The sequence below is a fragment of the Pseudomonas sp. 210_17 TE3656 genome (genome assembly GCF_054821965.1).
Genome location: NZ_JBTRBC010000001.1, coordinates 427,161 through 452,111, shown reverse-complemented (window position 1 = coordinate 452,111; position 24,951 = coordinate 427,161). Strand labels below are relative to the sequence as shown.

Below are 24,951 nucleotides of genomic sequence, written 5' to 3'. Positions count from 1 at the left end.
CGCTCAACGCGATGCCGTGAACGGCAAGCCCAGGAACAGGTCCACCGCCACCGGCTTCTGGTAGGCCTGGCGTGGCAACGGGGTGTCCGGAGCGATGGTCAGGGCGAGGTTCTTGTTGGCTTCATCGACACGCGAGTCGACCACCTTGCCGCTGAAGTGCTGGTCCAGGCCGAACACCTTCAGGTCCACCGAGGTGACCCGGGAGATATCGGCCAGCTTGTCGAACGGCACATTGGCGGTAACGAACAGGCCTTCGTCACGCGGCAGCAAGTGCATCAGCGGCGCCTGTTTGTAGCCGTAGCCATCCAGCGGCTTGTTCGGGAAGTAAACCTCGCAGTCGCACGGGCTGTTGATCACCGTCTCGATGGTGGCGCGCCCGAGCAGGGTCTGCAGATCGCCGGGCGACAGGTCGGCCACGGCTTTCATGTCCGCCGGGCTGGTGAAGCTGGTGGCCAGCTGGGTTGAGATGTTGGCCAGCGGCTGGCCGGCTTTCACCTCGGTCTGGCCGGGCTGCAGGAGGAACTTCACATAACCGTTGTCGGGCATGCTGATGAGCTGGGCGTTGGCCGAGACCTGGGCCTGCACCGCCGGAATGCGGAAGAACAGCAGGTAGCTCTTGTAGGCCACAAAGCCCAGGGCGGCGAGACCGGCAGCGGCGTAGAGCAGGGTGCCGGTCACGGCCTTGAGACGATCGCTGCTGCTGCGTGCGCTGGCGTGCTGTTGCTTGCGTTCCTTGATGTAGTTCTCGCGCTGCATCACGTTGAACAGGCCGTTGATGTCGGCAATCTCGCCCGACAGGTAGGCGCTGATGATGTAGCGCAGGATGTCGCGCTTCTGCGCGTCGAGGTCGACGAACTGCGCGCCGACTTCTTCGCCGCGCTGGGAGACGATGCGCACCTTGCTGTCCAGACTCAGATCGACCTGATTGAGGCGCAGGCGGATCGAGGCGTTGTACAGGCTGCCAATGGTCAGCGGCTTGTCGTGACGCAGGCCGATACCGCCCAGGGAAATGTCCTGCAGGCTGGTTTCCACTGTCGGCTGTCCGGCCGCTGCCAGGGTGACGCGGGCATTGATCCGGGTGCGCACGTACTGGCGTTCGTCGATCGCTTCATGGACGACATTGGCAGCAGTTTTACCGGGAACTGTAGGTGTACTTGAACTACTCATGGCAGGCGGCTTTCCTTAACGTTGCGTGAGTTCGAGAAGAACCGAGATGACCCCGAAGAAAATCGCGATGGAAGAAAACAGCATCGCTTTGGAGGACCAGCGGTTCAGGGCGGCATCGAAGTCGACGCTGCCGTTGCTTAAAGTGGTTTTCTGTCGGGTCCAGCGCTGCTGGTCCATGTGGAACAGCGCGTAGATCTTCATCACCGAGCCGACAATCTGGTTGTAATAAAGAACAAAGGGGTACACCGGGCTCACCGGGTGGCCGGCGAACAGAAACAGCACGGTGACAATGCTGCGCGACAGCAGCACCCAGAACAGGTACACCAGCAGGTACTGGATGCCGAACACCAGGCCTGCGACCACCGAGGCGGTCAGGCCCATCAGGCAGGTCCACATCGACACCCGCTGATCGAGCAGCACATACAGGGTGAACAAGCCCAGACGTGCGCGGCCGAGCAGGGCGGTGGCGCGAAAGTTCTGGCGCAGCGAGTTGCCGTACCAGCGGAACATCAGCAGGCGGGTGGCGCGCCAGAAGCTGTTGTCCGGTGGATGCTCGACGGTCAGGGTGTTGCTGTCGGGCACGTAGAAGGTGTCCCAGCCCGCACGCATCAGGCTCAACCACGAAGACTTGTCGTCACCGGTGAGGAACTGGAAGCGGCCCAGGCGCCAATGCTCGAGAAAGTCGGCTTCGACGTCGCGGATGAAGTCCGGATTGGTCATGACGCTGGCGCGAAAGAACGACAGCCGTCCGGTCAGGGTCAGCACCCGGTGCGACAGGGCCATGGAGCACATGTTGATGTGCCGCTGGACAAAGCGCATCGAGTGCCACTGGCGCATCAGATTGCTGCCTTCGACCTCGCAGAACTCGTTGGTGGTCAGGCCGCCAACCTTGGGCAGGTAAGCGAACAGCTTGACCGCGCGTTCGACGCAGCCCGGCAGCATCATGGTGTCGCCATCGACCACACCGACCACTGAATCCTCCAGTGGCATCTGCCGCGACAGGGCGCGGAAGGCATGGGCCAGGCCATCACGCTTGCCGGTGCCACGGGCGCGAACGATCACCAGTTTGATGTCGTCGCGGTCCTTGACCTCGTTGCGCATGATTTGCTTGATGAACTGCTCGTCGCCTTTTTCGACAATCGAGGCAATCACCGTGCACGGCACCTTGAGCCGTTGCACCTCCTGGAACACCGACTGGTAGACCTTGAAGGTGGTGTGGGTGGGGATGCGAAAGCTGGTCACCACCATGAACATGTGCGCGGGCAGCGCCGCATCGCCCATGCGCTCGACGGCCTTGCGAATGCGCGGGAACTTCCAGTGCAGGAAGTACATACCGCGCACGTAGTGGACGATGGCATTGCCATAGCGCCACATGCCCAGGGTGCCGATGAAGAAGATGAAGCTGTGGTGGCTCGGGTCCAGATACGCCGGGGCGATCATCTCCGAGGCCAGGGCGATCAGGCCGAACAGGCAGGCCCAGGCGCATAAGCTCATGGCTGCCCGTCGTGCGCCCGAAGGCGGTTGTTGCTGTCGTTCCATCTAACCGTTGCTCCGTTGTACAGGCGCCTGAGCCTGAGCGAAACGCGCACTTGCCAGGCCCGGCCGCAGTACGGCAGGCAGACAGAGGCAGGTGTGCAGTTCGCTCAGGCGCAGGCCTGGGATGCTTGCCGGGTGCTCTCTACGGAGTCTCAGGCGTTACCAGCAGATACCCTGTTGGCTGCTGTTGCTGCCATGGGGCATGAAGCCGACCAGGTCGATGACCTGTTTGCCATCGGCGACATCCAGGGCCTGGGCGAAGCGATCGTCGTTGTTGCCCAGTACAATCACGTCAGCCTCGTTGATGACCTGGCTGAGGTCGCTGCAGAGCAGGGACGAGACGTGAGGAATCTTCGATTCGATGTACTCGCGGTTGGCACCGAAAACCCGTGCGTACTCGACGTTGGCGTCATAGATGCTCAGCTCGTAACCCTTGCCGATCAGCATCTCGGCCAGTTCCACCAGCGGACTTTCGCGCAGGTCGTCAGTACCGGACTTGAAGCTCAGGCCGAGCAGGCCGATGCGGCGTTTGTCCTGACGAGCGATCAGCTCGAAGGCATTGCGCACCTGGTTGCGGTTGCTGTCCATGATCGAGGCCAGCAGCGGGTGCTCAACGTCCAGTTGTCCGGCACGGTAGGTGAGGGCGCGCACGTCCTTGGGCAGGCAGGAGCCACCGAAGGCAAAGCCTGGGCGCAGGTAGTAGCGCGACAGGTTGAGTTTGTAGTCCTGGCAGACCACATCCATCACCTCGCGGCCATCGACACCGGAGGCCTTGGCAATGTTGCCGATCTCGTTGGCAAAGCTGACCTTGGTCGCGTGCCAGACGTTGCAGGTGTACTTGATCATTTCGGCGACTTCGATCGACTTGCGGATCACCGGTGCGTCAAGGCCCTTGTACAGCGACTCGAGGAGGTCGCCGGAGTGTTGGTCCAGCTCGCCGATCACGGTCATGGCCGGGAAGTCGTAGTCCTGGATCGCAGTGCTTTCGCGCAGAAACTCGGGGTTCACGGCAACCCCGAAATCAACACCGGCGCGTTTGCCCGAAGCTTTCTCAAGCAGTGGGATGACTACATTTTTCGCCGTGCCTGGCAGTACCGTGCTGCGCACCACGATGGTATGGCGGCTGCCTTTGTCGCGCAGGGCCATACCGATTTCGCGGCACACCGCTTCCATGTAGACCAGGTCCAGGTCACCGTTTTTCTTGCTCGGCGTGCCGACGCACAGCAGCGACATCTCGGTCGCCAGCACGGCGGCCTGAACATCAGTGGTGCCGCGCAGGCGGCCATGATTCACACCATCGAGCAACAGTTGCTCAAGCCCGGGTTCGACAATCGGCGATTTGCCCTGGTTGATCATGTCGACCTTGGCCTGAGAGATGTCGACGCCCAACACCTGGTGACCGCGGGCAGACAAGCAGCCGGCACACACGGCACCCACATAACCCAGTCCAAAAATACTAATGTTCATAGTTCCCTCTTCCGGGTTCGGCAATGCTGACCCGGTTACTCGGTTTATCGGTGATGTCGACGAGGCGAGCACGCATAAACATACCGCGCGCTGAACAGGCGATGGCCGTGTTGTTCGTTGTCTTATTTCTATCCTAAGGGGGAAATTTTTAGTTGCGCAAGCAATCTGTTGTTGTTAATTCAAAACTATTTGATATTTATTCGTTAAGTTTAAAAAACTCTTAAAAATCAATAAGTTAAACTTGCCAATAAGTTGTGTGTCAAAAAACAGGCTTGCTTGTTCTGGCGGTTTTATGGCGCCAATAAAATGAATTTTGTTGCGGTTTCGACTAGGTTTTGGCGGGTTTGTTGCTGGGTTTTGCTGTTGTCATTGAACTTTTTTGTTGGCTTAAATTGTGCTGGGTGATGGCATTTAGATAGTTATTAAGTAGCACTAAAGTGCGATTTTCGCCGTGATGAAAGTTTACCTGCCGATGTTCGGTTCTATGGCCATCGAGCGCCGAGTAAATTCCTTGTACAGACAACCTCAGGCAGGCGAGGCATGTGCTGGCTTGTGCAGTACTCGTGTTCCTGTGCATAGTGCCGTGCGACTGACCTATCCTGTAGGTCTTACGTAGTTGCCCCTCTGGGTGATGTATCAAGGACATGGATCGCAATGAACGGAATCGGTGCCCGTCTACGGGAAGAAAGGGAGCGTCTGGGGCTTACCCAGCGGGTGTTCGGTGACATTGGTGGGGTCGAGCCCAATGCCCAGGGCAAGTACGAGAGCGGCGAGCGAACGCCCAAGGCCGATTACCTGGCGGCGGTGGCATCGCGTGGCGTCGATGCCCTGTATGTGTTGAGCGGTACGCGTACGCCTGTCCTCCAGGGCAGTCTGAGCCCGGAGGAGGAGCGCTTGCTGGGGGATTTTCGCGGCTTGCCCGCGGCCGATCAGGCCGCCATCGCGCAATTGCTCGGTAGTCTTGCCAATGCTCTGCCAAGGGCTTATGCGAAGGTTTCCGGGCGCGATTCGAGTGTTTTTGGCCGTGAAGCGGGCAACGGCGAAATAGCAGCGATGCGATGACGTGTTCCGTTAGCTCTAGCGCCTGGTTTTTTGCTAAGGTGGCGGGATCCAATTGCCGCCGCAGTGTGAGGTGTCTGCTTGATTAGGGTCCTGGTGGTCGATGATCACGATCTGGTACGTACGGGCATCACCCGCATGCTGGCCGATATCGATGGTCTGCAGGTGGTGGGCGAGGCCGACTCTGGCGAGGCATCGTTGAAGGTCGCGCGTGAACTCAAGCCCGATGTGGTCCTGATGGACGTGAAAATGCCCGGGATCGGTGGCCTTGAAGCCACGCGCAAACTGCTGCGCAGTCATCCGGATGTGAAAGTGGTGGCGGTGACCGTCTGCGAGGAAGACCCGTTTCCCACGCGCCTGTTGCAGGCGGGGGCAGCCGGCTACCTGACCAAAGGTGCGGGCCTGGATGAAATGGTCCAGGCCATTCGCTTGGTGTTTGCCGGTCAGCGCTACATCAGCCCGCAGATCGCCCAGCAACTGGCGCTCAAGTCGTTCCAGCCGCAAGGCTCGCCGTTCGACGCGCTGTCGGAGCGGGAAATCCAGATCGCCTTGATGATCGTCGGTTGCCAGAAAGTGCAGATCATCTCCGACAAGCTGTGCCTGTCACCGAAAACGGTCAATACTTACCGTTACCGGATCTTCGAAAAACTCTCGGTCACCAGCGACGTCGAACTGACGCTGCTGGCGGTCCGCCATGGCATGGTTGACGCCAGTCTCTGAACTCATGACCCCTGTGTTCGATTCAAGTGCTTTCCTGGCGACCTGCAGCGGTCGCCCGGGTGTTTACCGGATGTTCGACGGTGAAGCCCGGCTGCTGTATGTCGGCAAGGCGAAGAACCTCAAGAAGCGCCTGGCCAGCTATTTCCGCAAGACCGGCCTGGCGCCGAAGACGGCTGCCCTGGTGGCACGTATCGCCCAGGTCGAAACCACCATCACCGCCAACGAGACCGAAGCGCTGCTGCTTGAGCAGACGCTGATCAAGGAATGGCGGCCGCCGTATAACATCCTGCTGCGCGACGATAAGTCCTACCCTTATGTGTTCCTCTCTGACGGACCGTTCCCGCGGCTGGGGATTCATCGCGGCGCCAAGAAGCAGAAGGGCAAGTACTTCGGGCCTTACCCCAGCGCGGGGGCCATTCGTGAAAGCCTGAGCCTGCTGCAAAAAACCTTCTTCGTCCGGCAATGCGAAGACAGCTATTACAGCAACCGCACCCGGCCGTGCCTGCAATACCAGATCAAACGCTGCAAGGCGCCTTGTGTCGGCCTGGTCGAGCCTGAGGAATATGCCGTTGACGTGCGGCACTCGGTGATGTTCCTCGAAGGCCGCAGTCATCAACTGACCAACGAGCTGAATGCCGAGATGGAGCAGGCAGCCATGGCGCTGGAGTTCGAGAAGGCCGCTGAATTGCGCGACCAGATCGCCTTGCTGCGCCGGGTTCAGGACCAGCAGAGTATGGAGGGCGGCAGCGGCGACGTGGACGTCATCGCCGCGTTCACCAACCCGGGTGGCGCCTGCGTGCACCTGATCAGCGTGCGCGGCGGTCGGGTGTTGGGTAGCAAGAATTTCTTTCCCCAGGTCGGGATCGAAGAGGAGGTGGCCGAGGTCATGGCCGCGTTTCTCTCCCAGTACTACATCGGCAATGCCGAGCGCGACCTGCCGGGTGAATTGATCGTCAACGTGGTGCACGAAGACTTCGCAGCGTTCACCGCCGCCATTGAAGCCTTGCGCGGGCGTGAGTTGACCATCAGCCATCGGGTGCGCGGTACTCGTGCGCGCTGGCAGCAATTGGCGGTGACCAACGCCGAGCAGGCGCTGGGTGCGCGCCTGGCCAACCGCCAACACATGGCCTCACGGTTCGAAGCGCTGGCGCAGGTGCTGGACCTGGATGAAACCCCGCAGCGCCTGGAGTGCTATGACATCAGCCACTCCAGCGGTGAGGCGACGGTCGCCTCCTGCGTGGTGTTCGGCCCGGAAGGCCCGTTGAAGTCCGATTACCGGCGCTTCAACATCGAAGGCGTTACCCCCGGCGATGACTATGCGGCCATGCACCAGGCCCTGACCCGACGCTTCGGGCGGATCAAGGACGGCGAGGGCAAGCTGCCCGACGTACTGCTGGTCGACGGTGGCAAAGGCCAGCTGAATATGGCTCGCGAGGTGCTCCAGGAACTGGCGGTTCCCGACCTGATCCTGCTTGGCGTGGCCAAGGGCGTGACGCGCAAGGCCGGCTTTGAAACCCTCTACCTCAACGACGCTGCCCATGAGTTCACCCTCAAGGGCGACTCGCCAGCGTTGCACCTGATCCAGCAGATCCGTGACGAAGCGCACCGTTTTGCCATTACCGGCCACCGTGCCCGACGTGGCAAGGCCCGGCGTACTTCCAGCCTGGAAGACGTCGCCGGGGTAGGGCCAAAGCGTCGTCGTGACCTGCTCAAACACTTCGGTGGTTTGCAGGAGCTGACCCGCGCCAGCATCGAAGAAATCGCCAAAGCACCGGGAATCAGTAAAAAGCTTGCCGAGTCGATTTATGCCAACCTGCATAGCGAGTAGAATGCACGCTCACTTTGCAGCCAGTTGTGCCGATGAATATCCCAAATCTACTTACAGTTCTTCGCGTCCTGCTCATTCCGATCTTCATTCTGCTGTTTTATGTTCCGTATCACTGGAGCTATATCGCAGCGAGCAGCGTCTTCGCCATTGCGGCGGCCACTGACTGGCTTGACGGTTACCTGGCCCGTCGCCTGCAGCAGAGCACGCCCTTTGGCGCCTTCCTCGACCCGGTAGCCGACAAGCTGATGGTCGCCGTGGCCCTGGTGCTGCTGGTGCAGGTGCATGCGAACTTCTGGCTGACACTGCCAGCGGCGGTGATCATCGGTCGCGAGATCGTGGTATCGGCGCTGCGCGAGTGGATGGCTGAACTGGGGGCGAGGGCGCATGTGGCCGTGTCGAACCTGGGCAAATGGAAAACCGCGGCACAGATGCTGGCGCTGGTAATCCTGCTGGCCAACCCGCCGGTGCTGACCTTCTGGGTGATCCTGGGCTACGCCTTGCTGATGGTCTCTGCCGGCCTGACCCTGTGGTCGATGGTGCACTACCTGCGCGCCGCCTGGCCGCACCTGCGCGAAGGTTCGGAGCAAAAATAAAGCTTTTTTGAATCAAGGGCTTGACGGCGATTCATGATCCTATAGAATGGCCGTCACCAAATGCGGGAATAGCTCAGTTGGTAGAGCACGACCTTGCCAAGGTCGGGGTCGCGAGTTCGAGTCTCGTTTCCCGCTCCAAATACAGATCTACAGGGTTCTATAGAAGTCTGTAAGTCCTAGAAAAAAGACGCTTAGGCGTCTTTTTTTCGTTCCAGTGCAGTCTGTCTGAATCCACTGCCAACCACGAATTTCAAGTACATTTTCAAGTACAGCGATTCCGGGTGATTGGCGTAGCGGATTGTTGGCAGAGCTTGGGCTCCGCTATCGATATACATCTCCTCGACCCTACGAGACCGGGAGATGTACATATGGCCTTGGCCGACACTACCGTTCACCAGACCCGAAACAGTTGATACCCCGTTGACCAGGGGTCAAAGCGTTCGGGCATATTTCGCCACGCGGCACCCGAGCAAAGCCCCCAGAGCACGCTATCAAGCATCAAACGGTCGCTCAGGCTTGGGCGCCCTCTGCCATGGATAGCAGTGAAGAGATCGGCGACCACACTCCAGTCCTCATCCGAGAGTTCGCAACGCTTTGCCATCACAGAATTCCTTTCCGTAAGTGGCTGGAAATTCTACAAAAACCCAACATTCGAGAGGTGGCGACCGGGTTTCTCGGGGTTTCGCTCGGAACCTAGTATTTTTGCCAGTAGAGGCACTGAGCTGAGGGGCTTATTCTCATACCTCACTTATCAAGGAGGATTCACCCATGGCCGCTACAAGTATCCCTGGGGCTGGCCCCGCCAATGTGATCGCTTCATCCTCAAGCGGTACCCAGAGTATCGATGATGAGTTGAAAGACTATGAGAAATACGTTGAGGGTAAGTATGGAAAACCCAAACCAACCGACCTTCCGCGTCCATATGTGTATGATGCCGTACATCCTGCAGCCAGTATTGATTTTGGTATAAGTGATGAACTGGTCGCCAATCAATCTGATAAGGTCACCATTCTCATACCCGCTCACCCATTGCTTAAACCGGGTGTAAGCGTGGCGGTCATTTGGGGTAGGAAGACGGTATGGGCCAAAATTCAGAACGGGTCTTACTCCAGTATTAGTATTCCAGGCAAGGATATTCCCGAGGGCGAAAACGCACTGCATTATATCCTGACCACAGGTGGAAAGTCGGCCCCGGTCAAAACGCTATTCCGCAAGGGCCAGCCAGGCGTGCAAGGCAACCAGGGTGTAGGCCTGGAACTCCCGGCTCCAGACATCGACTTACCTGCATCTGGTGTGATCGGGCCCAAAGAAGCCAAGGCAAAGGTCAAGGTCACTATCCAGCCTTGGTTGAGCATGAACGAGCATGATGAACTCATCCTCTATTGGGGTGATCAGGAAATCGTGCATGTTGTTACCAACGCGGAACTCAATCAGCCCATCATCATTGAAGTTGACGAAAATACGATCAAGGCAGAAGGCGACAGCAAGACATTACCTGTTTATTACTACGTGGTGGATTTAGTAGGCAACGAGTCTGAATGGTCCAAAGATGCCATTGTCGAAGTCATGCTAACAATCAATACGCTGTCTGCGCCAAGCGTATTGGATTACAACGGCGCGATCATCAGTACAGGAGAAATTGACCTCGGAAACATCAGAGGTGATCATGCGATTGTTCAAGTAATTACGAATTTCCAGGCAACTGACAGTGTACTGTTACACTGGGTGGGTACCTCCCAACAGGGGCAGGCCATCAGCCTGAACTTTGGGCCGTTGGTGGTCACGGACCCCAGCAAGCCTTTGCAGTTCGAAGTGCCTTTCGACGAGTGGGCCAAGCTTGGCGGTGGTGGGGCGCAGTTCGGTTACACATTGACGTCGAACAACACCACCCAAACGTCGCAGAAAGGGTATATCAATGTCAAAGGTATGCCGGCGTTGATGCCGCTGGTGGGCGTGCAGGAAGCGAGTCATGACTGGGTGGATGCGGATGAGAGGTTCGCGCATGTGAAGATCCCGCTCAGTACCAATCTGCTGGATGGGGACGAAGTCACGGTAGTGTGTAAAGCGACCAAGGCGGACGGTTCGAGTCACCTCTTGCAGGCGCAGATGTTCCGTATCAGTAGCCAGTGGGTGAATAAGGACGTCAACATCAGACTCAGTGGTGCAACCTATCTCAAGCCCTTCGACGGGGGACACGTCGAAATCTCTTATGAGGTCAAGCGTGGAAAACGAACCTTTACCTCACAAGTGGGCATTTACTACATAGGTTATGTCACCGAGGTGTTGGCAGCGCCCATTGCAGATCCGCCATTGGTCAATGACCGCTTAGATCCAACCGATAGCCTTTACCAATACGGCCTGGACATCACGATTCCGGCAGGCGTCGAACAGCCTTCTCCGTGCACGATCACTCTGTACTGGGAAACAGACGACGGCGGTTATTATGAAGACACGCAGGTTCTGCAGGCGGGTGATCAGGCCAGTTATTTCACCGTCCCTGAAAGTGAGTTGAAACTCAACGCGAACGCACCTGTCGAAGTGACGGTTTATTACACCATCGAGTGGCCGGGCAAGCCAATTTTGGCGTCGTATGATTACATCTTTACAATGGCAACCGCCGCCATGTTGAAAAGCACCTTGCCCGCGCCGTTGCTACCGCAATCCAATGCAGGCACACTGAAGCTGGTTGACAGAAGTGACAATAAGATGTTGGTACGAGTTCCGCGTTATTCGGTTCAAGAAATAGGTGATGAATTAATAATCATCGTCGGGAAGTATTCGAGTCAGATGCAGTTTATAACCGTGCTCGGACTCCAGGATGTGTCGCTGCCGCTGTCAACGGTGCTCCAGGCAAATCTACAAACTTCAATCAGCCCCACCGGAAGAACTATTCCTGTATCCTATCAGGTCATTCGTAATGGAACGACGCAGAAAATATACTCGGATGTCTTTGACTTGCAATTGGAAGGTGCGTGGACTTTCGAAGACTTCGAAGGCGAGACTTTGCGGCTTCTGCCGAAGGGAACTGTGTTTGACCTTTTAGGCAGCCGTGCAACGGTGGAAAATGACAATGCTGTGATTCTCAACTCCACTGATCCAAGGTGGTATCCCACTGTCGGTAAAGTGCTAGGTGTTTATCCGTCTGCCTGGGTCAGGTTCGATTTGCGTGGGTTGGCAAAAAGTGTAAGATTCGATATATCTGATCATCACAAAATTCAAAGTGTCGTGCGTTTCTATACAGCTTCCGGTACTGAAATTGGGTCCATCACGACGCCAGATTTTAGTCACACTCCTGCGGGTTATACCGAGTATTCAACGCGTGTAACCTATACGTCACCTAATGCTGCAATCGCGTCGTTCAGGTTAGAGACAGGTGCAGGCGGCTCGTATGTTGACAATATCAGCTATACACCACTGTAGTGGGGTGGCATTGGTCCAGTGTGAGCGCTAGTCTGGCCTGAAGATAAAAAGCCGGTGTGTTGATGTTTTTGATTGCAACATACCGGCTTTCAATAATCTTCAGATAGCAACTTAAGGGGACCCTCGATCAGCCTCGGTGAAGACCCTCACGGTAGTGTGGTGGGCTTCATAGGCCGAGAACAGACGGCAATGCACTTTCAGCGCGTCATCGTTGATTTTCTGGTCCTCGACACAGATGTCGCCCCAGTCGCCACGGACACGGCGAACCAGCTGCCGGGCTCTGCTGCCCGACACACGAACGCCGAAACGCCGATATTCTGCGTTGTAACCGGGATCATTGATTGTCGCGATGTCGCAAGCAAGAAAGGACGCCCACGGTCCGGTGCTTATACCCATAGGGAAATCACCTTACAGGGAATGGATATTGTGATTTGCTGATCAAACAAAGGGGACCGAAGTAAAAAATTGGCTGTGGTTTCATTGCTTGCAATGGGAATATTCCATGCCGTTGCAAGGCGCAGTAGGGCTTTTACATCAGCGCTGTGCGGCAGGGTGCCCAGAGGGTCCCCAAAAAATATCAAGGTATCTATTTCACCCGCTGCTATGCGGGTGCCAATCTGTTGATCTCCTCCCATGGGGCCGCTCAGCATTTTGTTGACAGGGATGTCTGTGGCGTCTTCGATTAAATGGCCTGTTGTACTGGTTGCATAAAGTACGTGTCGATTCAGCGCTGCCTTATTGTCAACTACCCAGCGCAGCAACGTGCTTTTGCAGCCTTATGTGCAGCTAAAGCAATATTTTTCTGCTTTGAGGTTTTCCGGATAAGCGCTTCCATACGCGATACCCACAGTGTCAATGGTCGGTATGGGTGCACCAGTCAATGCTGAACAATGGCTGGCGACGGTGTTTCAACCTAACGGATGGAGATGGCTTTTCCTACTGGCAGAAATATCAGTAGCGTTGACCGCTGGGCTGATGTGACATGTGTTGCCAGTATGCTGTCACGAGCACAGTTTTCAACCGGGTAGTAGCTATCTAAGTACGCCTGACAACCCTCGAAGCCTAGGCTCGCGTCTTCAGTCATACAGAAGGCTCGCGCCATGGAAACCAGCCACAGTCAGGAAGCCGCGGCAGCAGACACGCTCGCGACAGAACAAACCTATCAAGACAGCATTATCGGCAAACGCTTACCAGTCTGGCTGCGCAAGGCCAGTGCCGAGCAGCTGAGCGCGCTTGGCGATGCGATGCGCAACAGCCTGGTTGTCCGCCAGCGGCTGAGCAAGGCCTTGACGCGTATTCAGAGTATCGACAGTTTCGCGATCGACGCTTTGGAAAAGGCCATGAAAGAGCGTTTCGCCGACGACTACAACGTACGGCGCTGGAAATTTATCAGCGGGCACCGGGAGCCGGTGATCAATCAACAGCCCGTCGGCGTTCATCTCACCGAAGTTGTGTATGAGGAAATTCCGCTGGTCGAGGCAGCGCTGCGCAATTTTACCGCCGCTGAAAGCGTGGCTGGCGGGCAGCCTAAGGGCAATCGTTTGAGCAACGCTCGAGCGGGCAACCTCCAGACACCCAGCGCCATTGAATTTGCCAGGCTGTGCCGTGATACCGACGTCGGGGGACAGTATCAGCGCCATCTGGACAGCGTCTTCCAGCCGCAAACCAGGAGTGGCACCGCCGACAGCGTAGCGCAGTTATTGGCCAGTTCGCATCGCTACACCATGCTCACCGATGCTTATGAGGCCAGGCTCAAGGGCGTATTGACCGAGAGCGAACTCCAGCTAGTGGCCGGGCTCTGCAGCGTGGGTAGGCTGGACCGTCTCGACGGCGATCCTGTCGTGGCCATGCAACTGAACCTGCTCGGCTGCGCACTGGAGCAGATTGTCGTGCTCAATGTCTTCGATGAAGGCGTGTTGAGCACTACCACCAAGTGCGTGCTGGTGCATATTCCCGGCGATCCGAACGGCGCCTGGACTGCCTGCAAAAGCCTGCGCTACCTCGCCAATGAGTTGGGCAGACGCCTTCGCTCAAGTCAGTATCAACGCTTTTTCAGCCGCTTTGTACGGCGGCGTGATAGCCAGCGTTTCTTCTCCGTGGTCATCCCTGCCTATGCGGACCTGGCGATCTGGGCCAACATCAGCCTCGAAGAACATGTGCTGGCTTATCGGCGGCCACTGTTCGAAAAACTGGCTGAAGCACGCATCCGCCAGATCAAGGACGACGCGGCGATGATTGCGGTGCCGGTGGCCGATCTGGACCGCGAGGTCCAGCACGCGCATGACCAGCGTCTGGCTGCCGAAGGCTGGGCGCTGCTCGGCCTGGCCGGTTTCTTCGTGCCAGCCATAGGCGCGGCGCTGCTGGCGGTCAACGCCTGGCAGCTGCTCGGTGAGGTCTACCATGGCATCGAAGCCTGGCATGCGGGCGATACCAATGAGGCCTTCGACCATCTGCTGAATGTGGTCATCGATCTTGCGGTGATTGCTGCCACCGCCGTCGGTGTCAGTGCCGTGAGCAGGGTATGGCAGCGGTCCTCGGTGGTGGATGCACTGGTGCCGGCGCAGTTGGAGGACGGCAGTACAAAACTGTGGAACCAGGACCTGACGCCATTTCGCAGTGCACAGCCAGTGCCGCAAGCAACGCGTGACAGCCTGGGGGTCCATCGTCTGGCCGAACAGTCCTGGATCGAGATGGACGGTCAGTATTATGCCGTGGTCGAGCGGGCCAGCGCTGGCCAGTGGCAACTGCGGCCGAAGGACGGTCACGGACCGCTGCTACGCCACAACGATGCCGGAGCCTGGCGGTTGTGGAGTGATCAACCGGCCGAGTGGGAAGAGACTCATCGCATGTTCCGCCGCCTGGGTGGAGCCTTCGGTGAGCTTGACGCTGAGCAGATCGATCTGGTTCTGAGCATCCATGGTCTGGGTAATGACGACCTGCGCGCTTTGCATGTGTATGCGCAGGCGCCGTCGGCCGAGCTGCAGGACAGCGTGATGCGTATCAGGCTGGACCAGCGTATCCGTGATCTGGTCCGCCGTTTGCGTAGCGGCGAATCGGTCGAGGACATCACCGTGCTGCACCATGCCCAGGGCTTGCCGGGCGCTGCCGGATTGTCCGATCAGGACCTGGCCGAGCTGACCTGGAACGAACGCCGACAGTTGTTCCAGCGCTTGTACGACAGCATGCAGGACAGTAACGGGCCCGGTATTGCGGCATTGCGCCGCGTGTTTCCGAGTCTGCACAGTAGCGCTGCAAACGTGCTCGTGGGCAGGGCAAGCACTGCTGATCGCCAGCGGCTGCTCGACACCGGGCGGGTGGCGTTGCGCCTGGCTGAAGCGGCCAGGGCCAGCGTCCAGCAGATCCGTATGGCCAGGGTCTTTGAGGCGTTCGTTATCGATACTTCGCAAAATGCCGACCTCGCTCGTGTCGCCTTGGGGATGTTCGAGCACCTGCCGGGCAGCGCAGATGTGCAGTGGCGCTTGATCGAAGGAAACGCCGGCGGGCCACAGCTGTTAGTGACCGGGGAGGGCCCCCGGGTATTCAGTCTGATCCATCAGAATGGAACATTTCAGCTGCTCGATGGCGATGGTTCGAGCATTGGCGATGCGGGTGAGCTTTTCGAGGTCATGGCAATGGCTTATGACGAACCCCAACGCGAGGCCATGGGCATTGCTGATCCTTTCGCGCACAACGTGCGAGTGCTGCTTGGGCGGCAAGCTGTTCGGCGACGCGAGGAAGTGGCATCGCTACTGAACGCAAGCGGGCGCAATGGCTGGTTCCAGGCGCCGCAACGACTGGCCGATGGTCGAATCGGTTATCCGTTGAGCGGACGTGGCCCGTCGGGTATTACGCGCAGGGGCAGACCACAATCGCTGTTCGCTATGGTGCGCGCGCTGTACCCGACATTTACTGACGCGCAGGTCATTGCCTGGATCAACGATATGCAGCATGCAGGCGTACGGATCGAGACTGAACTGGCCAGGCTCAGCCAGGAACGGGAACAACTGAACAGTTCTCTGCAACGTTGGTCGAGTCTGCCCGACAGTGCCGTGGAACGGGACGACCGTCGCTACTTCAGTGATTCCCTGGTTAATTGCTGGCAGCGCACGGCAAGCCTTGGGCCAAGTACCAGCGAGCATCTGGTGAACTATCGCTTCACCTTGTATGGCGCGCAGATCGGGGTTTTGCCTGAGCTACCTGCGCAAGTCAGTTTCCCGCACGTCTTTGAGTTAGCACTATTGGGCATGGGGCTGCGGGAGTTACCCGATGGTTTCATGCGAGCCTTCAATCACCTGCGGATACTGGAGCTCCCCGGCAATCGGCTGAACCGGGTGCCACAACAGTTGGCGCAACTCGAACACTTGCGGGAACTGGATCTGTTCAACAATCAGATTGTGCTGGATGAAGCACAGGGGACCATCCTGTCCAATTGTGAAGCCCTTGAGTACCTCAACCTGTCCTACAACCCGTTGGGACGTTCTTTTTCCCTGCGCAGGCTGATCAGGTTGCGTCGTTTACACTTGCGCCAAACCGGGATCAACCGGCTGCCCTATGCGATTCTGGATTGCCCCGATTTGCTGTTGGCCGATTTGCGCGAAAACCAGATCACTGAGTTGTCGGAGCACTTCTATCAGTCCCCGCCATGGCTCAGGCGCATCATTTTGCTTGCGGACAACCCGCTGACTGCCCAGGAAGCCCTGCGATTCCAGGCATCACTGTCGGACACCGGAGCAGTTGCGCATCATGCAGCCGCTGCCGAAGATTTTGTGACCATTCGCCAGCGTTGGCTCGATGCGACCGGCAGCCTGACGCGCGATGAATGGTCTGCACGCTGGGAAGACCTGGAGAACCAACCCGGATCGAGTGACTTTTTCGACATGCTCAGGCGATTGCTGGAAACCGCCGATTTCCAGCAGAGCGGTCAAGCCCTGGCCAACCGGGTGTTTACCATGATCAGGGCGATGAACGATCATGCCAGCCTGCGCGAAGCGTTATTGAATCAAGTCACCCAGAATCTGACCTGTCAGGACAGCGTGGCGTTGTGTTTCAGCAACCTGGAGCTGCGCATGCTGGTGTGGCGGGCCGAGTCTTCGGCCGATAACCCGCAGACCGCATTGCTGTACCTGGGACGGCAGTTGTGGCGTTTGGACGAGGTCGATCGCATCGCCCTGGAGGACATCCAGGCACGCCGGGCCACGGGCAGCAATCCAGACCAGATCGAGGTCGTGCTGGCCTATCGCCTGGCCCTGCGTGACACCCTCGACCTACCGGCACAGCCCAGTGACATGCTGTTCGGCGACGTCGCTGGCCTGGATGCGCAGCGCATCGCACGCGCCCTGGCCCGAGTCGAGGCGGCTGAAACCCCCGAACAACTGGCCCACTCATTGGTGGCGCGGGAGTTTTGGCAGGAACATCTGTTGCGTACGCACAGGACACGTTTCGACACGATCGATGCGCCGTTCCATGACCGTCTCGCCGTGCTGATGGACGCTGAGACAGTTCCGGAAGGTGAGCGCGTGGCGCAGATGAATCGGATCAGGGACGCACGTCTGGAGGCTCAGCGGGCCTTGATGCTTGAATTTACATTGACATTGCTGCGCGGGACCTCGGGGCATTCCATACCCTAATCAAGACGGTGCTCCGGGCTGGTGATGTGTGCGGAGGGCGAAAAACAGGTCGTAGCCCGATGCAACTGCGCGCCTAGCAGCATCACCTGTTCCGCCTTTGCGTAAAATTCCTCGCGCGAGACGCTAGCGTGGGGGCGCAAAACACTCAAGCTGCAGCTGCTACGCGTTTGCTGGCTATGAATGGGCTGAACCCAGCCGTGGTGCAGGTCGTAGGCCTGCGCCGCAATCCAGATCTCGGGTGTGCTGTCAAAGGTTTCAGCGTCCCACAACAACGGAAAGCTGGAGGTCTGGCAATGAGCGGGTACCGGATCCCGAGCGGCATAGCCGCAGCGGTTATAGTGTTCGAGCCAGGAAGCAGGGTAGTTGGTTGTGTAAGTCTGCTGATCGGGACTGATGAAGGTAAATGCGTAGTAGTCAAACCCCAGTTTCTTTACGAGCAACGGCAGGTTGTCGAGCAATCGCTGCGGTTGCGCGGCTGTCCGATTTTTCATCATACCTCCATGTAGGATGAATCAGGGTTCGCTGTAGGCGTCCGAGCCTCTGGCGTTGAGCGCAGTATAGAGATGCACCGACAGCGCTTTGTGCTGAAGGTAATTGTTTTTTTCTACTGCGCAGTTGCACCTGATAGGACTGCACACCTGTATCCTTCAGTTTTTGCCTACGCGCAGCATTTCCCCGACCAACCACTCCAGGGCCCGATTCTGTCCGTGCTGTGCCAGGTGCACCAGCTCCAGCTCGAAAGCCTCCAGAGCAAACGGCAGGTCATACAGTTGCAAGGGCAGCAAGGTGGCGAAATATCGCGCCAGTTGCGTCGGCAACACCACGCAAAGGTCTGAAGCCACCACCAGATGTGCCGCCTGCAGGTAGCTGGGCGTGGTGTAGACGATCTGCCGCGCCAGCCCTTGTTCCCCCAGCCATTGATCGACCATGCCGCGGGTCTGCCCGCCGTGCACCCAGAGGTGGCGCAGGCGCAGGAAGGTCTCAAGGTCCAGTGTGCCATTGACCAGTGGATGGCCCTGGCGTACCGCAACCTGCAGGGTTTCGCTACGCCAGTGATGACGGGCGAAGCGCGCCGGGATTTCTTCAAAGCGCCCCAGCACCAGGTCAAGCTGGCCGCGGTCCAGCGCATCGACCGGCAGGCTGGGGGCCAGCGGGGTGATGTCCAGGCGCAGGTTGGGGGCACTGTCTTGCAGGTGCCGCAGCAGCTCGGGCATGCACAGTTGCTCGACAAAGTCGGTCATGGCGATGCGAAAAGTCTGTCGGCTCAAGCGCGGGTCGAAACTTTCGCCGACATTCAGGGTTTGTTCGATCTGCTGCAGCGCCGAGCGAATCGGGCCCTCAAGCGCCAAGGCCTTCGGCGTGGGTTGCATGCGCCGGCCAATACGCACCAGCAGCGGGTCTTCAAGCAACTCACGCAGGCGTGCCAGGGCGTTACTGACGGTTGGCTGGCTGAGGGCCAGGCGCTCGGCGGCGCGCGAGACATTCTGTTCGCGCAGCAGGACGTCGAGGATGCGCAGCAGGTTGAGATCGAAGTTGGTTATATTCATTTCGCAAATATCACGCATATGAAAATGAAATTTCTCAAATAGTAGGCGGCTGCTTAGGGTGTCGGCAATCCTTCTTTGCTGATTGGGAGTGCCGCTGTGAGCGACGGATTCGAGATACAACAGGCTGCGGTGGTGGGGGCCGGAACCATGGGCCGGGGGATTGTCGTCAGCCTGGCCAGTGCCGGTATCCCGGTATTGTGGCTGGACGCCAATGCGCAGATGCTCAGGGCTGGCCTGAAAATGGCAGCTGACACCTGGGCCCATCAAGTGGCCAAGGGACGTATCAGCCAGGCGCAGGCCGAGCAGAATCTGGCCCGGCTACAGGCGGTGGACAGTTACGCGGCCCTGGCCGATGTCGACCTGGTGATCGAGGCGGTGTACGAGAACCTTGAGCTCAAGCAGGAGATTTTTCGCCTGCTGGACAGCGCCCTCAAGCCTGACGCGATTCTCGCCAGCAATACCTCGGCGCTGGATATCGACGCCATTGCCGCCGTCACCTCGCGCCCCGCGCAGGTGCTGGGCCTGCATTTCTTCAGCCCGGCGCACATCATGAAACTGCTGGAAATCGTCCGTGGCGCACACACCTCAGCAGCGGTGCTGGCGCAGGCCAGGCAGCTCGGGCAACGCCTGGGCAAGGTCGCAGTGGTGGCGGGCAACTGCCGTGGCTTTATCGGCAACCGCATGCTCAAGACCTATGCCGACGAGGCGCGCAAGATGCTTCTTGAAGGCGCTTTGCCGCAGCAGGTGGACGCGGCGTTGCAGGCTTTCGGTTTTGCCATGGGACCGTTTCGCATGTACGACGTAGTCGGCATCGATCTGGAGTGGCGCGCGCGGCAACTGGCCGGGCAGGGCATGGACAGTCCGCTGGTGCAGGTCGATAACGCCTTGTGTGAACGCGAGCGTTTTGGCCAGAAGGCCGGCCGCGGCTACTACCGGTATGCCGAAGGCAGCCGCGAGGCCGAGCATGATCTTCAAGTCGATGCGCTGATCGAAAGTATTGCCCGCGACCTGGGCTATCACCGCCGGGTGATCGACGATCAGGAAATTGTCGAGCGCAGCCTGCTCGCCCTGGTCAATGAGGGTGCGAAGATTCTTGAAGAAAACATCGCCGCCAACAGCCACGACATCGATCGGGTCTACCTCAACGGTTATGGCTTCCCGGCGCAAGTAGGTGGCCCGATGAACTGGGCCGACGCCCAGGGGCTGGCGACGATCGAGCAACGTCTGCAGGCGTTGCAGCGGCAACACGGTGAACACTGGAAACCGGCCGCGCTGATCACCCGGTTGGTGGCAGCGGGCAAGGGCTTGGGCAATGTAGGGGAGGGGCGGGTATGAAGTATCAGGCGCCATTGCGCGATATGCGATTTGTTCTGCACGAGCTGTTCGATGTGACTGGCCATTGCCAGCAACTGGGCAACGGCCTGGATCGCGAGACCATCGACGGCGTGCTCGAAGAGGCCGCGCGTTTTACCGCCGAGGTGGTGGCACCACTCAACCGCAACAGTGACGAGCAGGGCTGTCACTTGCAGGATGGCGAAGTGACCACGCCTGATGGCTTCAGCCAGGCTTACCAGCTGTTCGTCGAACAGGGCTGGGCGAGCATGACCGGGCCGGTGGATTTCGGCGGCCAGGGTTTCCCGCAAATGGTCTCGGCAAGCTTTCACGAGATGCTGATGAGTGCTTCGCTGGCGTTTCGGGTTTACTCCGGGCTGACCGAAGGCACCGTCGTCGCTCTGGACCGGCATGGCAGTGCCGAGCTCAAACAGCGTTACCTGGCGCAGCTGGTCAGCGGCGAATGGGCCGGCACCATGTGCCTCACCGAACCTCAGGCCGGGACCGATCTTGCACTGCTGCGCACCCGCGCCCAGCCTCAGGCCGATGGTAGCTACCGGCTCAGCGGCAGCAAGATTTTCATCAGCGGCGGCGAGCAGGATTTAACGGACAACATCATCCATCTGGTGCTCGCCCGCTTGCCTGATGCGCCGCCCGGTGTCAAAGGTATCAGCCTGTTCCTGGTGCCCAAGCGGCTGGTCAACGCCGATGGCTCGCTTGGCGAACGCAACGCCGTGAGCTGCGGGGCGCTGGAGCACAAGATGGGCATCAAGGGTGCCTCCACCTGTGTGATGAATTTCGACGCTGCCAGCGGTTGGCTGGTGGGGCAGGCGAATCATGGCCTGGCGTGCATGTTCACGATGATGAACGATGCGCGTTTTCAGGTCGGGTTGCAGGGCCTGGGGATCGCCGAAGCAGCGTTCCAGGGCGGGCTGGCTTATGCCCGTGAGCGCTTGCAGTCGCGCGCGATCAGTGGCCCGGTGGCGCCGGACAAACCGGCTGACCCGATCATCGTTCACCCGGATGTGCGGCGCATGCTGCTGACCCAGAAGACCCTCAGTGAAGGCTGTCGCATGCTCGCAGCCTACGCCGCCCGGCAACTGGACCTTGAACACAGCGCCAGCGCTGCGCCGCAGCGAGAAGCGGCGACCCGCCGCGCCGCATTGTTGATTCCACTGGTCAAAGCGTTCTTTACCGACTGCGGTCAGGAAGTCGCCAGCCTTGGCGTGCAGCTGTACGGCGGTCATGGCTATATCCGCGAATGGGGAATGGAGCAACTGATGCGCGACAGCCGCATCACCCAGCTGTACGAAGGCACCAACGGCATTCAGGCGCTGGACCTGATCCGCCGCAAGCTGCTCGGTGACGACGGTGCCGAGCTCAATGCCTTGATCGACGAACTGGCCACCCAGGTGGCGCAAGCCACGTCGCACGCGGCGCTGGCCGAACGGGTCGGGCAGCGCCTGCAAGAGTGGCGGCTGCTGGCCGATTCGGTGCTGCAGGCCTGCCGCCGCGACCCGCAAGAGATCGGCGCGGTGTCGGTGGATTTTCTCGCTTACTCGGCCTATGTGTTGTTGGCGGCGTTGTGGTTGCAGGCGGCAGAGCGTGCCAGTCAAGCACTCGCGTCGGGCAGCGGGGAATCGGCGTTCTACCGGGCCAAGCTGCAATCGGCGGATTTCTACTTGCGCCGCGTACTGCCACGGGCCAATGCCCATCGCGAGGCCTTGCTCGCCGGTGCCGATTGCTTGATGGCCATGCCGGAGGCTGATTTCGCCTTCTGATTCACGCTGCGGACCATAACAACAAAGGGAGACGCCGCATGCAGTCATTCAGTTTTGCTACCACCGCGCAGATCCTCTGCGAAGCGGGCGCCGCGTCACGCCTGGCGCACCTGTGCCGTGAACGCGGTGCGCGCCGGGTGCTGATCGTCACCGACCCGGGCATCGCCCGCCTGGGTTTGCTGGCGCCGCTGTTGCCCGGCTTTGCCGGTCAGGGCCTGGCGGTGGAGGTGTTCGACCGGGTGCAGGCCGATCCACCGCAAGCCTGTGTGCTTGAGGTGGTGCAGCAAGCCCGGGCCATGCAAGCAGATTTGATCGTCGGTTTCGGTGGTGGCAGCTCCATGGACGTGGCCAAGCTGGTGGCGTTGCTCGCGCACCCGCAGTGCCAGCAGCAGCTTGGCGATATCTACGGGGTCGATCAGGCTCGCGGGCAACGCTTGCCGTTGATCCAGGTGCCGACCACGGCGGGCACCGGTTCGGAGGTGACGCCGATTGCCATTGTCACCACCGGTGAGCACAGCAAGATGGGTGTGGTTTCAACCTTGTTGCTGCCAGACCTGGCGTTGCTCGACGCCGACCTGACCCTCGGCTTGCCGCCGCAGGTCACGGCGGCCACCGGCATCGATGCCATGGTGCATGCCATCGAGGCTTACACCAGCAAACTCAAGCGCAACCCGCTGTCCAGTCTGTTGGCCCGTGAGGCGCTGCGGCTGCTGGCCAGCAACCTTGACCAGGCGGTGCACAACGGCAGTAACCGCGAGGCCCGACAGGCCATGTTACTCGGCGCCTGCCTGGCCGGTCAGGCATTCGCCAATGCGCCGGTGGCAGCGGTGCATGCGCTGGCCTATCCGCTGGGTGGCCACTTCCATATCCCCCATGGCCTGTCCAACGCCCTGGTATTGCCGCATGTGCTGCGTTTCAACGCCGAGGCGGCCGCGCCGCTGTACGCTGAGCTGGCACCGCTGTTGCTCGGTGACCGATTACAGGCGGGGGATGCCTACGCTCAGACCGAGCAATTCGTCAGCGCCCTGGCCGAACTCAGCCCGCGCTGCGGCCTGCCCACGCGGTTGCGCGATGCCGGGGTGCCTGCTGACAGCCTCGGACAACTCGCCAGCGACGCCATGCTTCAGCAGCGTTTGCTGGTCAACAACCCGCGTGCCGTCAGCGAAGCCGACGCATTGGCGATCTACCGCGCGGCTTACTGACATGAACGGATACTCCAGGCCATGAGCCAACACCTGCGCGAACATTTTCAGCATTTCCAGGCGATCACCACACGCTGGCACGACAACGACGTCTATGGCCACGTCAACAACGTCGTCTACTACAGCTACTTCGACAGTGCGGTGAACAGCTACCTGATCGAGGTGGGTGGTCTGGATATCCACCAGGGTGAAGTGATTGCCTTTGTGGTCAGCTCAAGCTGTGACTATTTCACCTCGATTGCCTTTCCCGAGCGCATTGAGGTTGGCCTGTCGGTGAGCAAGCTGGGCAACAGTTCGGTGCACTACCGCCTGGGCATTTTCAAGGCCGGGGAGCCACAGGCCTGCGCAACCGGACGCTTTGTGCATGTCTTCGTCGAACGCGCCAGCAGTCGCCCTGTACCTGTTCCTCAACCCCTGCGGGCGGCATTGAACCGCCTGCTTTGTGACTGATCCCGTTGGAGCACACGACCATGCAAGACGCTGTTATCGTTTCCACCGCCCGCACGCCAATCGCCAAAGCCTTTCGCGGTGCGTTCAACGACCTCAAGTCGCCGTCCATGAGTGCGCTGGCCATTCGTGCCGCAGTCGAGCGCGCGAAGATCGAACCGGGCGAAATCGACGACCTGGTGATGGGCACCGCCATGCAGAGCGGCACCGCATCGACCAACCTCGCACGCTTGTCGGCACTGGCTGCGGGCCTGCCGTTGTCAGTCAGCGGCCAGACCATCGACCGTCAGTGCGCGTCCGGGCTGATGGCCATTGCCATCGCCGCCAAACAGATCATGGTCGATGGCATGCAGCTGACCATCGGCGCCGGCCAGGAGCAGATCAGCCTGGTGCAGAACGCGCATATGCAGGCGGCGGCTGCCGCCGAAGATGCCACGGTGCTGCGCATGGCCGAACACGCGTATATGCCGATGCTGCAGACCGCTGAAATCGTTGCCCGGCGCTACAACATCAGCCGTGAGGCCCAGGACGCCTACAGCCTGCAATCGCAGCAACGTACCGCAGCGGCGCAGGCGGCAGGGGTGTTCGTTGACGAGATCGTGCCGGTCAATGTGCGCAAGAAAGTCGTCGACAAACAGAGCGGCGCGATCACTTATGAAGACGTACAACTGACCCAGGACGAAGGTAATCGCCCGCAAACCACCCTGGCCGATCTGCAAAAGCTGGCCCCGGTGCGCGAGGGCGGTTGTATCACCGCCGGTAACGCCAGCCAGTTGTCTGACGGCGCCAGCGCCTGCGTGCTGATGAGCGGCGCCCTGGCGGCACGCTCCTCTGTGAGTCCGCTGGGCTTGTATCGCGGTATCGCTGTGGCTGGCCTGGCGCCGGAAGAGATGGGCATCGGCCCGGTACTGGCAATTCCCAAATTGCTACGCCAACACGGGTTGCGCGTGGACGACATCGGCTTGTGGGAAATCAACGAAGCCTTTGCCTGCCAGGTGCTGTACAGCGCGCAAACCCTGGGCATTGATCCGGCGAAACTCAACGTCAACGGCGGTGCGATTGCCATCGGCCATCCTTACGGCATGAGCGGTGCACGCATGGTTGGTCATGCCTTGCTGGAGGGCAAACGCCGCGGCGTCAAGTATGTGGTGGTGAGCATGTGTGTCGGTGGCGGCATGGGCGCGGCCGGTTTGTTCGAGGTGCTCTGAGTTACCCTGGGGTGGGG

The 24,951-nt window shown here is 59.4% G+C and carries 17 protein-coding genes, 1 tRNA gene and 2 pseudogenes; 12 read left to right on the top strand and 8 right to left on the bottom strand.

Annotated features, from left to right (window positions below):
• Positions 1-3 precede the first annotated feature (3 nt).
• From ACVI9W_RS02125 to ACVI9W_RS02115, 3 genes are all read right to left on the bottom strand, one after another.
• Positions 4-1,167 (bottom strand): PilZ domain-containing protein, encoded by a 1,164-nt coding sequence (locus ACVI9W_RS02125; protein ID WP_461529033.1) that lies wholly within the window; start codon positions 1,165-1,167, stop codon positions 4-6.
• Positions 1,168-1,182: 15 nt separating this feature from the next.
• Positions 1,183-2,706 carry a glycosyltransferase gene (locus ACVI9W_RS02120; protein ID WP_461529032.1) on the bottom strand — a complete coding sequence of 508 codons (1,524 nt, stop codon included), beginning with the start codon at positions 2,704-2,706 and terminating at the stop codon, positions 1,183-1,185.
• Between the two features lie 156 nt (positions 2,707-2,862).
• Positions 2,863-4,170 carry a nucleotide sugar dehydrogenase gene (locus ACVI9W_RS02115; protein ID WP_461529031.1) on the bottom strand — a complete coding sequence of 436 codons (1,308 nt, stop codon included), beginning with the start codon at positions 4,168-4,170 and terminating at the stop codon, positions 2,863-2,865.
• 654 nt (positions 4,171-4,824) lie between these two features.
• On the opposite strand from ACVI9W_RS02115, the gene ACVI9W_RS02110 reads away from it, so the two are divergent.
• The 5 genes from ACVI9W_RS02110 to ACVI9W_RS02090 all read left to right on the top strand — a co-directional run bounded on the left by ACVI9W_RS02110 (position 4,825) and on the right by ACVI9W_RS02090 (position 8,508).
• On the top strand, positions 4,825-5,232 hold the full coding sequence (locus tag ACVI9W_RS02110; protein WP_461529030.1) for a helix-turn-helix domain-containing protein: 408 nt from the start codon (positions 4,825-4,827) through the stop codon (positions 5,230-5,232).
• Between the two features lie 78 nt (positions 5,233-5,310).
• Positions 5,311-5,949, top strand: coding sequence for a response regulator transcription factor GacA (gacA, locus tag ACVI9W_RS02105; RefSeq protein ID WP_010221877.1), 639 nt, complete (start codon positions 5,311-5,313; stop codon positions 5,947-5,949).
• 4 nt (positions 5,950-5,953) lie between these two features.
• Positions 5,954-7,777: an excinuclease ABC subunit UvrC gene (gene uvrC, locus ACVI9W_RS02100; RefSeq protein ID WP_461531779.1), complete on the top strand. Its 1,824-nt coding sequence runs from the start codon at positions 5,954-5,956 to the stop codon at positions 7,775-7,777.
• Between the two features lie 32 nt (positions 7,778-7,809).
• The gene (gene pgsA / locus ACVI9W_RS02095) at positions 7,810-8,370 is read left to right on the top strand and encodes a CDP-diacylglycerol--glycerol-3-phosphate 3-phosphatidyltransferase (RefSeq protein ID WP_038612268.1); all 561 of its coding nucleotides are present in this window, start codon (positions 7,810-7,812) and stop codon (positions 8,368-8,370) included.
• A gap of 62 nt (positions 8,371-8,432) precedes the next feature.
• A tRNA-Gly gene (locus ACVI9W_RS02090) sits at positions 8,433-8,508 on the top strand.
• Between the two features lie 256 nt (positions 8,509-8,764).
• Here the strand turns inward: ACVI9W_RS02090 and ACVI9W_RS02085 are convergent.
• A pseudogene (locus ACVI9W_RS02085) lies at positions 8,765-8,971 on the bottom strand (transposase); the annotation flags it as partial.
• Between the two features lie 167 nt (positions 8,972-9,138).
• On the opposite strand from ACVI9W_RS02085, the gene ACVI9W_RS02080 reads away from it, so the two are divergent.
• On the top strand, positions 9,139-11,790 hold the full coding sequence (locus ACVI9W_RS02080; protein WP_461529029.1) for a hypothetical protein: 2,652 nt from the start codon (positions 9,139-9,141) through the stop codon (positions 11,788-11,790).
• A 111-nt stretch (positions 11,791-11,901) separates the two neighbouring features.
• Here the strand turns inward: ACVI9W_RS02080 and ACVI9W_RS02075 are convergent, their stop codons facing one another.
• Positions 11,902-12,186 carry a DUF3577 domain-containing protein gene (locus tag ACVI9W_RS02075; RefSeq protein ID WP_461529028.1) on the bottom strand — a complete coding sequence of 95 codons (285 nt, stop codon included), beginning with the start codon at positions 12,184-12,186 and terminating at the stop codon, positions 11,902-11,904.
• Positions 12,177-12,625: pseudogene (locus ACVI9W_RS02070) on the bottom strand (methylglyoxal synthase). The gene ACVI9W_RS02075 and the pseudogene ACVI9W_RS02070 overlap by 10 nt, the downstream one beginning before the upstream one ends.
• Positions 12,626-12,890: 265 nt before the next feature.
• On the opposite strand from ACVI9W_RS02070, the gene ACVI9W_RS02065 reads away from it, so the two are divergent.
• On the top strand, positions 12,891-17,417 hold the full coding sequence (locus tag ACVI9W_RS02065; RefSeq protein ID WP_461529027.1) for an NEL-type E3 ubiquitin ligase domain-containing protein: 4,527 nt from the start codon (positions 12,891-12,893) through the stop codon (positions 17,415-17,417).
• Here ACVI9W_RS02065 and ACVI9W_RS02060 read toward each other — a convergent pair.
• Together ACVI9W_RS02060 and ACVI9W_RS02055 are read right to left on the bottom strand one after the other, a co-directional pair.
• The gene (locus tag ACVI9W_RS02060; protein ID WP_461529026.1) at positions 17,414-17,908 is read right to left on the bottom strand and encodes an autoinducer binding domain-containing protein; all 495 of its coding nucleotides are present in this window, start codon (positions 17,906-17,908) and stop codon (positions 17,414-17,416) included. The genes ACVI9W_RS02065 and ACVI9W_RS02060 overlap by 4 nt on opposite strands.
• A 156-nt stretch (positions 17,909-18,064) precedes the next feature.
• Positions 18,065-18,964 carry a LysR family transcriptional regulator gene (locus tag ACVI9W_RS02055; protein WP_461529025.1) on the bottom strand — a complete coding sequence of 300 codons (900 nt, stop codon included), beginning with the start codon at positions 18,962-18,964 and terminating at the stop codon, positions 18,065-18,067.
• A gap of 96 nt (positions 18,965-19,060) precedes the next feature.
• On the opposite strand from ACVI9W_RS02055, the gene ACVI9W_RS02050 reads away from it, so the two are divergent.
• Genes ACVI9W_RS02050 through ACVI9W_RS02030 form a run of 5 tightly spaced genes read left to right on the top strand, consistent with a single transcriptional unit; the run spans position 19,061 to position 24,934 of the window.
• Positions 19,061-20,299 carry a 3-hydroxyacyl-CoA dehydrogenase gene (locus ACVI9W_RS02050; RefSeq protein ID WP_461529024.1) on the top strand — a complete coding sequence of 413 codons (1,239 nt, stop codon included), beginning with the start codon at positions 19,061-19,063 and terminating at the stop codon, positions 20,297-20,299.
• Complete coding sequence (locus ACVI9W_RS02045) at positions 20,296-22,077, top strand: acyl-CoA dehydrogenase C-terminal domain-containing protein (protein ID WP_461529023.1); 1,782 nt, start codon at positions 20,296-20,298, stop codon at positions 22,075-22,077. The genes ACVI9W_RS02050 and ACVI9W_RS02045 overlap by 4 nt, the downstream gene beginning before the upstream one ends.
• Positions 22,078-22,115: 38 nt before the next feature.
• Positions 22,116-23,279, top strand: a complete 1,164-nt coding sequence (locus ACVI9W_RS02040; RefSeq protein ID WP_461529022.1) for an iron-containing alcohol dehydrogenase — start codon at positions 22,116-22,118, stop codon at positions 23,277-23,279.
• A gap of 21 nt (positions 23,280-23,300) precedes the next feature.
• Positions 23,301-23,729 (top strand): acyl-CoA thioesterase, encoded by a 429-nt coding sequence (locus tag ACVI9W_RS02035; protein WP_342625285.1) that lies wholly within the window; start codon positions 23,301-23,303, stop codon positions 23,727-23,729.
• Between the two features lie 20 nt (positions 23,730-23,749).
• Complete coding sequence (locus ACVI9W_RS02030) at positions 23,750-24,934, top strand: acetyl-CoA C-acyltransferase (protein ID WP_461529021.1); 1,185 nt, start codon at positions 23,750-23,752, stop codon at positions 24,932-24,934.
• Positions 24,935-24,951: the final 17 nt, after the last annotated feature.